General features: G+C 62.0%; 10 protein-coding genes and 1 pseudogene. All 11 read left to right on the plus strand.

Annotated elements, in window-relative coordinates; translation table 11 throughout:
• Positions 1-192: 192 nt before the first annotated feature.
• The gene (gene pyrH / locus NKH23_RS33695; RefSeq protein WP_023674934.1) at positions 193-915 is read left to right on the plus strand and encodes a UMP kinase; all 723 of its coding nucleotides are present in this window, start codon (positions 193-195) and stop codon (positions 913-915) included.
• Positions 916-1012: 97 nt separating this feature from the next.
• A complete protein-coding gene (frr, locus tag NKH23_RS33700) occupies positions 1013-1567 on the plus strand; it encodes a ribosome recycling factor (RefSeq protein WP_352916652.1) in 555 nt (184 codons plus the stop codon).
• A 32-nt stretch (positions 1568-1599) separates the two neighbouring features.
• Positions 1600-2322 (plus strand): isoprenyl transferase, encoded by a 723-nt coding sequence (locus NKH23_RS33705; RefSeq protein WP_023674936.1) that lies wholly within the window; start codon positions 1600-1602, stop codon positions 2320-2322.
• 3 nt (positions 2323-2325) lie between these two features.
• On the plus strand, positions 2326-3159 hold the full coding sequence (locus NKH23_RS33710; protein WP_352721490.1) for a phosphatidate cytidylyltransferase: 834 nt from the start codon (positions 2326-2328) through the stop codon (positions 3157-3159).
• Between the two features lie 105 nt (positions 3160-3264).
• Entirely contained in the window at positions 3265-4407 is a 1143-nt protein-coding gene (rseP, locus tag NKH23_RS33715; RefSeq protein ID WP_352492015.1) for an RIP metalloprotease RseP, read from the plus strand.
• Positions 4408-4624: 217 nt separating this feature from the next.
• Positions 4625-6979: an outer membrane protein assembly factor BamA gene (gene bamA, locus NKH23_RS33720; protein WP_352721488.1), complete on the plus strand. Its 2355-nt coding sequence runs from the start codon at positions 4625-4627 to the stop codon at positions 6977-6979.
• Between the two features lie 179 nt (positions 6980-7158).
• A complete protein-coding gene (gene lpxD / locus NKH23_RS33725; protein WP_352721486.1) occupies positions 7159-8217 on the plus strand; it encodes a UDP-3-O-(3-hydroxymyristoyl)glucosamine N-acyltransferase in 1059 nt (352 codons plus the stop codon).
• A complete protein-coding gene (gene fabZ / locus NKH23_RS33730; RefSeq protein ID WP_023674942.1) occupies positions 8210-8674 on the plus strand; it encodes a 3-hydroxyacyl-ACP dehydratase FabZ in 465 nt (154 codons plus the stop codon). Before lpxD ends, fabZ begins: the two co-directional genes overlap by 8 nt.
• 13 nt (positions 8675-8687) lie before the next feature.
• Complete coding sequence (gene lpxA / locus NKH23_RS33735) at positions 8688-9521, plus strand: acyl-ACP--UDP-N-acetylglucosamine O-acyltransferase (protein ID WP_352721484.1); 834 nt, start codon at positions 8688-8690, stop codon at positions 9519-9521.
• A 6-nt stretch (positions 9522-9527) separates the two neighbouring features.
• On the plus strand, positions 9528-10430 hold the full coding sequence (locus tag NKH23_RS33740; protein WP_502908353.1) for an LpxI family protein: 903 nt from the start codon (positions 9528-9530) through the stop codon (positions 10428-10430).
• Positions 10420-10663, plus strand: a pseudogene (locus tag NKH23_RS33745) (lipid-A-disaccharide synthase); the annotation flags it as partial. The gene NKH23_RS33740 and the pseudogene NKH23_RS33745, both read left to right, overlap by 11 nt.

Here is a 10663-nt window from a genome sequence, read left to right on the forward strand (position 1 = left end):
ACGCGTTTATTTTTTGGCGCGCCGGTTCGTTTCACTGGCATTTTGGCGGGGGTGTGCTCAGGTTTACCGGGCCCAACTCTCTCAATTTCGGGGCGGGGGCGCGGGGTCACCGGGGGGCCCCCTTCGTGTATCGGAACGCCCAGTGTTTCGGGGCGCACCGAAACGCGTCACACGCACGATGACGAGGACCAGATGACGGTGAAGCCCCTCTACCGACGTGTCTTGCTGAAAGCATCGGGCGAAGCGTTGATGGGCGAGCAGCATTTCGGCATCGACGTATCGGTGGTCGACCGCATCGCCGCCGACATCGCCGAGGCCCGCGCACTGGGCATCGAAGTCGGTGTCGTCATCGGCGGCGGCAACATCTTCCGTGGCGTCGCGGTTGCCTCGAAGGGCGGCGACCGTGTTACCGGCGACCATATGGGCATGCTCGCCACCGTCATAAACTCGCTGGCGCTGCGCACCTCGCTCAACAAGATCGGCGTCGACGCCGTGGTGCTGTCGGCGATCGCTATGCCCGAGCTTTGCGAAAGTTTTTCGCAGCGTCAGGCGACCGCCTACATGAACCAGGGCAAGGTCGTTATCTTCGCCGGCGGCACCGGCAATCCGTTCTTCACCACCGATTCGGCTGCAGCCCTTCGCGCCGCCGAGATCGGCGCCGATGCTCTGTTCAAGGGCACCCAGGTCGACGGAGTCTATTCGGCTGATCCCAAGAAGGACCCGCACGCGACACGTTTCGAGCGGATCAGCCATGACGAAGTCATCAAACGCGGGCTTTCGATCATGGATACGGCGGCGATTGCACTTGCGCGCGAAAACAACATTCCGATAATCGTCTATTCGATCCACGAGAAGGGTGGTTTCGGCGATATCCTGAGGGGCGGCGGCCGTTGCACGGTTGTAGCAGACGATTGACCGGACCCATGAACCCGAAAGGGACCGGTTGCGGATGAGGCTCGAACAGGGCTTACCCTAAGCAGTGAACCCGGGTTAACGGGTCGAGGAGACGATGATGAGTGGCGAATACGACGATCTCAAACGGCGCATGGACGGGGCGATCGCCGCGTTCAAGCATGATCTGGCTTCGCTGCGCACGGGCCGCGCGTCGAGCAACCTGCTCGATGCCGTCCAGGTGCAGGCCTATGGCACCACCATGCCGATCAACCAGGTGGCAACAGTGTCGGTGCCGGAACCGCGCATGATTTCGGTTTCGATCTGGGACAAGTCGATGGTCAGCGCCGTCGACCGCGCCATCCGTGAAGCCAATCTCGGCTTCAATCCTATCGTCGACGGTACCAATCTCAGGATTCCGCTGCCCGAGCTCAACGAACAGCGCCGCAAGGAGCTGGTCAAGATCTCGCACGGTTATGCCGAGAATGCCCGCGTCGCCGTGCGTCACGTTCGCCGGGACGGGATGGACTTTCTGAAAAAGGCAGAAAAGGACGGCGACATCAGTGAGGACGACCATCGCAAACGGGCCGACCAGGTTCAGAAACTGACCGACGAGACAATCAGCACCATCGACCACCTGCTTTCCGATAAGGAAGCGGAAATCATGCAGGTCTAGGGTCTGGCCACGGCTGGCCCGGAAGCGAGAATATGGCAACGCCCGCGCATGTCGCGATCATCATGGACGGAAACGGACGCTGGGCCAAGGCGCGCGGCTTGCCGCGGCTGGCCGGTCACCGCGCCGGCGTCGAGGCGCTGCGCAAGACAGTGCGCGCCGCCCCCGGCCTCGGCATCTCCTTCCTGACGGTCTATGCTTTTTCATCGGAAAACTGGTCACGGCCGAAATCCGAAGTCAGCGACCTCATGGGCCTGCTGAAGCTTTTCATCCGACGTGACCTCGCCGAGCTGCACCAGAGTGGGGTGCGGATCAGGGTCATCGGTGACAGGGCAGGGCTGCAGCCCGACATAAGGGGCCTGCTCGAGGAAGCCGAAACGCTCACTCTCAGCAACGAGGCGCTGACACTGGTCATTGCCTTCAATTACGGCGGGCGCGACGAGATCGTGCGCACTGCGCGCAAGCTCGCAGCGGCGGTGGCGCGCGGTGAGATCGAGAGCGAGGCGATCACGGCCGATTCCTTTGCCAGCTCGCTCGATACAGAGGGCATTCCGGATCCGGAACTGGTCATCCGCACCAGCGGCGAGCTTCGGCTGTCCAATTTCCTGTTGTGGCAGGCAGCCTATAGCGAGCTCGTTTTCCTGCCTTGCTACTGGCCCGACTTCAGTCGCGAGCACCTGTCCGATGCACTGCGCGATTTCGCCGGCCGCGAGCGCCGCTTCGGTGGACTTGCCGCCCAAGATGTCGCCTCAGGCTGAGGAATGAGCAACCTTCAGCTCCGGGTCATTTCGGCCGTCGTGCTTGCCATCGTCACGCTTGGCCTGACCTGGCTCGGCGGACTGCCCTTCCGGTTGCTTTGCGCTGCCATGGCGGCGGGGATCTTCTACGAGTGGACGCGGATGAGCCGCCCCGTTGCCCCGGCAGGTGCTAATGCTACGGCAGGTCTCGGCTTTCTGCCCGAGGCGCTGATCGTGGTCTTTATTGGTGCCCTCGTCGCCAGCCTGCCTGCGTCTTTGCTGCTGCCGCTCGTCGCGGCTCTGGTTGCTGTCGCTGCCGTCGCGGCTTTCATGCGCAGGGCAGGACCGTGGGAAGCATCCGGCCTGGCCTATGCGGCCGCGTCCGGCCTGTCGCTGGCTTTGCTGCGCGACGGCGACCTTTCCGGGCTGCTAGCCATTCTGTTCCTATTCGCCGTGGTTTGGGCGACCGATATTTTTGCCTATTTCGTCGGCCGCTCCGTCGGCGGCCCAAGGCTGGCGCCGTCGATCTCGCCGGGCAAGACGCGGAGCGGGGCGCTCGGTGGGGTGGTCGGCGGCGTAGTGGCCGGGCTGCTTCTGGCCGCCGTAGCCGGAACGGGCAACCTCGTCGTGCTTGGCGTGGTCGCACTGGTACTTTCGATCGTCGCGCAGGCCGGCGATCTGTTCGAATCATGGGTCAAGCGACGCCACGGCCGTAAAGATTCCGGCACGCTGATACCCGGCCACGGCGGCATCATGGACCGGGTCGATGGGCTTGTCGCGGCGGCTTTCGCCCTATACGTCATCGGCTGGATTGCCGCGACCGCCGATCATCCGGCACAGGGGCTGTTTCCGGTTTGAGCGGCATCGTCGGTGGGCCGGGCGCGGGGCTGCGTCATGGATTCGCCTGGATTGATGTCACAGTCGCGGCGTGATCTGTGCCGTGGATGAATTTGAGGGCATGAATTGAACGAGATTCTTCACGCGGTTTTCAGCACAGAGGGCTTTGTCCTCGGCACGCTGGTGCCTTTCCTGTTCGTGCTGACCGTGGTCGTTTTTGTCCACGAAATGGGCCATTACCTCGTCGGGCGTTGGTGCGGTATCGGCGCAAAAGCTTTCTCGATCGGTTTCGGCCCTGAGATCATAGGCTTCAACGATAGCCGCGGCACGCGCTGGAAGCTTTGCGCCATACCGCTCGGCGGCTACGTCAAGTTCGTCGGCGACATGAACGCGACATCGAGCCAGCCCAGCTCGGAGGAGATCGAGGCGCTGAGCGATGAAGAACGCAAGGTTGCCTTCCACACGCAGCCGATCTGGAAGCGGGCGGCGACCGTCGTGGCGGGGCCGCTGTTCAACTTCCTGCTGACGATCGCCGTCTTTGCCGTGCTATTTTCCGTCCATGGCCGGCCCGTGCTGGAGCCGATGGTGGCTGAGGTCACCGTCGGCAGTCCGGCCGCCGCGGCCGGCATCATGCCCGGCGACCGATTCGTCAGCGTCGACGGCAGCAAGGTCGAGACCTTTGCCGACGTCCAGCGTCTGGTTTCCGGCCGCGCCGGCGACAGCATCACCTTCGTCATGCTACGCGGCGGCAAGGAAATCACCGTCACGGCGACGCCGCGCTTGATGGAACAACAAGACGCACTGGGCAACAAGGTCCAGGTGGCCGTGATCGGCGTCGTCAACAACAAGGAACTCGGCCAGCCACGGCTGATCACCTATAGTCCGGCCGGGGCGGTCGGGGCAGCGGTCCAGGAAACCGGACACGTCATCCAGCGTACCGGCCAGTTCCTGCAACGTTTCGTTGTCGGTCGCGAGGACAAGTGCCAGCTGGGCGGCCCCATCAAGATCGCCAAGATGTCGGGTCAGGCGGCAAAGCTTGGCTTTGAATGGCTCGTGCAGCTTGTTGCATTCCTGTCAGTCGGGATAGGGATTCTCAACCTTTTGCCGATTCCCCCCCTCGACGGAGGGCATCTTCTGTTCTACGGCGTGGAGGCTGTCATCCGGCGGCCGGTGTCCGAACGCATGATGGAAATGGCTTACCGAAGCGGCCTCATATTGGTGCTCGGGTTCATGGGCTTTGTTTTCTGGAACGATCTGTTTGGGTGCTGAAATCATGAAGGAATTTGGCTTCGGCACGAGCAATGTTGAGACGCCGTTTACCATGCGTGGGGATATGCGTGACGCGAAAGCCACGCCGCAGGGTTAAGTAAATACAAATTAACCAGAAGCCTTGCGTGTAGGGAAAATCCGGTTAATACGGTAGGGGAAATTACCGCACGTCCGGTTTTCTCGCCGTGGGGACTTCGAGAAAAGGTACAAAAGCCCGATGAAGGCAGCATCCAAGTTTCTGAGCGCCGCGTCCGCGGTGGCTATGTCCGCCGCTCTGGTTGTACCAGGCGCGCTCGCAGTGCAGTTCGTTGCCACATCGGCCGCCGAGGCGGCTGTCGTCTCCAGAGTCGAAGTCACCGGCAATCAGCGTGTCGACGCGGACACCATCCGCAATTACGTGACGATCAAGCCCGGCAAGGCGTTTTCCAGTTCGGACATTGACGATGCGGTCAAGGCGCTGTTCGGCACCGGGCTGTTTTCGGACGTGCAGATCAACCAGGTTGGATCGACGCTGGTCATCAAGGTGTCCGAATACCAGGTCGTCAACCAGGTGCTGTTCCAGGGCAACAAGAAGCTCAAGGACAACGCGCTTGAAGCCGCGGTGCAGTTGAAGCCGCGCGGCACCTTCTCGCAACAGCAGCTCGACGCCGATGTCGAGGCGGTCAAGGCCGCATACCGGCGTATCGGCCGCGACGACGCCGCCGTGACCACCCAGATCATGGATCTCGGCGACAACCGCGTAAACGTGGTCTTCAACATCAACGAAGGCGGCCGCACCCAGATCGCAGCGATCAATTTCGTCGGCAACAGCGCCTATTCGAGCCGCCGGCTGTCGGACATTATCTCCACCAAGCGCTCGTCCTTCCTTTCGTTCGTGCTGCGCGACGACGTTTATGACGAGGACAAGCTGCGCGCCGACCAGGAGCTGCTGCGCCGCTTCTATTACAATCACGGCTATGCGGACTTCCAGGTCGTCTCGGCCGTCGGCGAACTCGACGACACCACCAACAAATACACCGTCACCATCACGGTGCAGGAGGGCGAGCGTTATACGTTCGGGGATGTCAGCGTCGAAAGCACGATCCCCGAGGTCGACAGCAAGTCGCTTGAATCAGTAGTCGAGACCCACAAGGGCGATGTCTACAACGCCAAGAACGTCGAGGACACGATCATCGCGCTGACCGAGAAGGTGGCTGGGTCCGGCTATGCCTTCGCCCAGGTGACGCCGCGCGGCGACCGCAACTTCGAGAACCACACGATCTCGGTCGTCTATACGGTCGACCAGGGTACCAAGGCCTATATCGAGCGCATCGAGATTCGCGGCAACGATCGGACTCGCGACTACGTCATTCGCCGCGAGTTCGATGTCAGCGAAGGTGACGCTTTCAATCAGGTCCTCATCCAGCGCGCGAAGAGGCGGCTGGAAGCGCTCGATTATTTTGAGAAAGTCGAAATCTCTACCGTTCCGGGTTCTGAGCCGGACCAGGTTGTGCTGGTGGTCGACGTGGTCGAGAAATCGACCGGTGAGTTCACCGTCGGCGCCGGTTATTCGAGCGGCGGTGAAACGTCAGGTCCGTCCGTCGAAGGCTCCATCAGTGAGCGCAACTTCCTCGGTCGCGGCCAATTCATCAAGGTGGCGGCGGGCGGTGGCAAGAACTCGCGCGACTACAGCTTCTCTTTCACCGAACCCTATTTCCTCGGACGCCGCATCGCGGCCGGCTTCGACATCTACAAGCAAAGCCGAAACTACGACCATTACGACAGCGACACGACAGGCGCGACCGTTCGCTTCGGCCTGCCGATCACCGACAATATCTCGACGCAGCTGGCGTATAACATCGCGCAAGAGAAGTACGAGTTCGACAAGGGCTGCGACCCATCGGCCGGTTGCGACGTGTCCCAGGCGATCCAAAACGGCGTCAACGAGAGCCCATGGCTCAAGTCTTCGGTCAGTCTCGGCCTGATCTACAATACGATCGATGACATGAAGAACCCGCATGACGGTATCTATGCCAATGTCGGCACGGAAGTGGCAGGCCTCGGCGGCGACGCCAAGTTCATCAAGGTCACGGCGCGCGGCAGCATCTATCAGACGCTGTCCGAACAATTGGATCTGGTGGGCCTCATTTCGGGCGGCGCCGGTCATGTCCAAGGGTATGGCAACGGCGATCTGCGCGTCTTCGACCATTTCCAGAGCAGCGACCGTATGATCCGCGGCTTCGAATACGGCGGCATCGGCCCGGTTGCTTCGGACAACAGCAATGACCATCTCGGCGGCACCACCTACTTCAATGCCTCGGCGGAAGCGCAGTTCCCGCTGCCGGTCATCCCCGAAAGCTTCGGTTTGCGTGGCGCTGTGTTCGCCGATGCGGCAACGCTCTACGGCAGCAAAATCGCAAGTGGCCTTGTCAATTCTTCGACAACCGGCATGGAATGGCGCGCTTCCGTCGGTGTCGGTTTGATGTGGGCATCGCCTTTCGGCCCGATCCGCATCGACTATGCGATCCCGGTCAAGAAGGAAAAGACCGACGACGTGCAGGAATTCAACTTCGGCATATCGACCCGCTTCTGATGCGTGGGTAACGATGCTTCCGGCTCGTTTGGATCCGGATGGCAGTGATCCGAAACTACAGCGCAGCGCGTCCTAGCGGACGCGCAAAGGACGTTGTAGCACTTTGATTTGCGCATGATCCTTTCCGAGGATCGATTTCCGATTTCGGGGTCATGCGCTAGCTGGATATTGCTTCTGGAATGACCGATCCGGTGTTCTTCGCGCCATCACGCCGGTATACGGCCGGCGAAGTCGCGAATCTGACCGGCTCGATACTTGTCGATTCCGGTCTCTCCGATGTATCGATCGAGGCTCTGGCGCCCGCCAACGAAGGCGGCGAGAACGCGCTTGTCTTCGTCGATGGCAGGCGCAATTTCGCGCTGATGCAGTCACTGCGGGCGGCAGCGGTTCTCTGCCCTGCGGAATTTGCCGGCAAGGCGCCGGTGGGCATCGCGGTTCTGGTGCATCCGCGCCCGCAGCAGGCTTTCGCAATGGTAGGGCGCCTGCTTTTCCCCGCGGCTGCGACGCCTGGACCGATGACCGGCGAAACCGGTATCTCGCCGCACGCCCATATCGATGCGACCGCCCATGTCGAGGCCGGCGCGATCATCGAAGCGGGTGCGGTCATCGGACCGCGCGCTGCCATCGGCAGCGGAACCGTCATTGCTCCGCATGCGGTCATCGGTCCGTCCTCTCAGATCGGCCGCGACGGCTATGTCGGTCCAGGTGCCAGCGTGCAATATGCGTTGATCGGCAATCGCGTCATCATCCATGGCGGTGCCAGGATCGGCCAGGATGGCTTCGGTTTCGTAGCCGGCGCCAAGGGTCCGGAGCGGGTTCCGCAGATCGGCCGCGTCATCATCCAGGACGATGTCGAGATCGGCTCGAATACCACCGTCGATCGCGGCGCCATGTCCGACACGATCATCGGCCAGGGCACCAAGATCGACAATCTGGTGCAGATCGCGCACAACGTTCGCATCGGCCGCAATTGCATCATAGCCGGGCTTTCGGGTATTTCCGGTTCCGTGACGGTAGGCGACAACGTCACCATGGGTGGCGGCGTCGGCCTTGCGGATCATTTGACCATCGGGTCCGGGGCCAAGCTTGCGGCAAGAAGCGGGTTTATGAGCAATGTGCCTGCCGGTGAGATTTGGGGAGGATATCCGGCGCAGCCGATGGCGGAAGCCATGCGCGAGATAGCGGCCTTGCGCAGACTTGCACGGACGCGCAAACAGGGTGAGGGGGGAAATGGCTGACATCGCAGCGGCGACGCTCGAAGCGGTTGACATAATGCGGCTGATGAAGCTCCTGCCGCACCGCTATCCGTTCCTGATGATCGACCGTATTGTCGACATAGATGGCGACGAATCCGCCATCGGCATCAAGAACGTCACCATAAACGAGCCGCATTTCCAAGGTCATTTCCCCGACCAGCCGGTCATGCCCGGCGTGCTGATCATCGAGGCGATGGCGCAGACGGCCGGCGCCATCTGCATCCGCAGCCTCGGTACGGAAAAGCCGTCGCTGGTTTATTTCCTGACCATCGACAATGCCAAGTTCCGCAAGCCGGTCGTTCCAGGCGACCAGTTGAAAATTCATGTGAAGAAAATCAAGAAACGCGGCAATCTTCTCAAATTCGCTTGCGAGGCCCTCGTCGATGGCGCCAAGGCGGCGGAAGCCGAGATCTCGGCGATGATGGTCGCAAGCGGCTGACAAACGAATGCTAATGAAAATCCAGACAGTCATCCATCCATCGTCGGTCATCGAGGCAGGCGCCCAAATCGGCGAAGGCGCCCGCATCGGACCCTTCTGCCACGTCGGCCCCGACGCCGTGATCGGCGACCGTGTCGAACTGGTCAGCCATGTCTCGGTGATGGGCGCGACCACCATCGGTGCATCGACCAAGGTCTATCCGATGGCGATACTGGGCGGGCCGCCGCAGAACACCAAGCACAAGGGCGGCCGTACCATGCTGGTGATCGGCGAGAACTGCACGATCCGCGAAGGCGTCACCATGCATGTCGGCACCGATTCCAGCCGGGGCGAAACGACGATCGGCAACAACGGCAATTTCCTTGCCTATGCCCACATTGCCCATGACTGCGTGGTCGGCAAGAACGCCACCTTCGCCAATCAAGCGACGTTAGGCGGGCATTGCGAAGTCGGTGACAATGTCTACATCGGGGGCCTTACCGCGGTTCATCAGTTTGTACGCATCGGCGATAACGCCTTTCTCGGCGGCTGCTCGGCGATCGTCGGCGACGTCATTCCCTACGCCATCGCCGTTGGCAACCGTGCCAGCCTTCGCGGCCTCAATATCATTGGCCTGAAGCGCGCCGGCTTGCCGCGTTCGGAGATCCACTTGCTGCGCAAAGCCTATAAGACGATCTTCGATCGTTCTCGGACCGTCGGCGAAAACATCGAATTCGCCAAGGCGGAGTTCGCCTCGTCGCCGACTGCCATGAAGATCGTCGATTTCATCGCCGGTCGCGGCAAGCGGCACTATGCCGTGCCGTCGCTCAAGGGTGGCGACGGCGACGATACCGATGATGAAGACTGAGAGCAGATGACGAAGATTGAGGCTGCCGGAAAGGGCCTTGATCTCGCGCCAGATGCCAAGGTCGGCATCATCGCCGGCGGCGGCAGTCTCCCGGTCGAAATTGCCCGAGCGCTCGCCCGGCAAGGCAAATTGCCATTCGTCGTGATGGCGGCGGGCGAGGTCGACCGCATAGCCGATTTCGAGCCCTATGAGCAGGCAACCTTGAGGCTGGAAGACGTCGGCTCGCTGTTGCCGATGCTCAAGCGGCATCACGTTACGCATCTGGTGACCGCGGGTCATATCACGCGCCGCCCCAGGCTGAGCGCCATGCGCCTCAATTTGGGCCTGCTCGCCTGGCTGCCCAGCCTCTTCGTCGGTGTAACCCGGGGGGACGATACGGTGCTGAAACTGTTCGTGCGCAGGATCGAGCGCAGCGGCATCAAGGTCGTCGGCGCTCACGAGATCGTGCCGGAGCTGGTCGCCGCCGAAGGCCTGCTGACCAAGGCGGCGCCACGCAAATCCGACTGGCGCGACATCGAGGCGGCGCACGCTGCAGCAAAAGCAATTGGCGCGCTGGATATCGGCCAGGCGGCTGTTGCGGTCGGTGGCCGCGCCATTGCGTTGGAAGGCGTCGAAGGCACCGACGGGCTGCTCGAGCGGACAAAACAGTTACGCGGGCACGGCAGGCTGGCTGGCAGGAGCCGTGGTGTTTTGGTCAAATGCGCCAAGCCTGGTCAGGAACTGCGCGCCGATCTGCCCTCTATCGGTCCGCTGACCGTCGATGCGGCGCATGCCGCCGGACTGGCCGGCATTGCCGTCGAAGCCGGTCGCTCGCTGGTGCTCGAAGGTCCCGCCACCATCGGACGTGCCAACGCGCTCGGCCTTTTCGTGGTCGGCCTGCCTGCTGCGGAGCCGGCGCATGGCGAATGACCGGCCGTTGAAGATAGCCGTCGTCGCCGGCGAAGAGTCCGGCGACCTGCTTGGCGCCGACCTTGTGCAGGCGTTAAAGCGCATGACCGGGCGCGAAGTTCGGCTTGTCGGCATCGGCGGCCGCCATTTGCAGGCGCTCGGCCTGGCGCCATTGTTCGACGGCAGCGAGATCGCACTGATGGGGCTTAGCGCCATCCTGCGCGACTTGCCGCGCCTGATGCGGCGGATCGGCC

The sequence above is a fragment of the Mesorhizobium sp. M1328 genome, from assembly GCF_040318075.1.
GTDB lineage: Bacteria > Pseudomonadota > Alphaproteobacteria > Rhizobiales > Rhizobiaceae > Mesorhizobium.

What these genes read in the sequence shown, in the direction of transcription:
- pyrH (WP_023674934.1), top strand. Translation starts at nt 193, where the DNA reads ATGACGGTGAAGCCCCTCTACCGACGTGTCTTGCTGAAAGCATCGGGC.
- frr (WP_352916652.1), top strand. Translation starts at nt 1,013, where the DNA reads ATGAGTGGCGAATACGACGATCTCAAACGGCGCATGGACGGGGCGATC.
- NKH23_RS33705 (WP_023674936.1), top strand. Translation starts at nt 1,600, where the DNA reads ATGGCAACGCCCGCGCATGTCGCGATCATCATGGACGGAAACGGACGC.
- NKH23_RS33710 (WP_352721490.1), top strand. Translation starts at nt 2,326, where the DNA reads ATGAGCAACCTTCAGCTCCGGGTCATTTCGGCCGTCGTGCTTGCCATC.
- bamA (WP_352721488.1), top strand. Translation starts at nt 4,625, where the DNA reads ATGAAGGCAGCATCCAAGTTTCTGAGCGCCGCGTCCGCGGTGGCTATG.
- lpxD (WP_352721486.1), top strand. Translation starts at nt 7,159, where the DNA reads ATGACCGATCCGGTGTTCTTCGCGCCATCACGCCGGTATACGGCCGGC.
- fabZ (WP_023674942.1), top strand. Translation starts at nt 8,210, where the DNA reads ATGGCTGACATCGCAGCGGCGACGCTCGAAGCGGTTGACATAATGCGG.
- lpxA (WP_352721484.1), top strand. Translation starts at nt 8,688, where the DNA reads ATGAAAATCCAGACAGTCATCCATCCATCGTCGGTCATCGAGGCAGGC.
- NKH23_RS33740 (WP_502908353.1), top strand. Translation starts at nt 9,528, where the DNA reads ATGACGAAGATTGAGGCTGCCGGAAAGGGCCTTGATCTCGCGCCAGAT.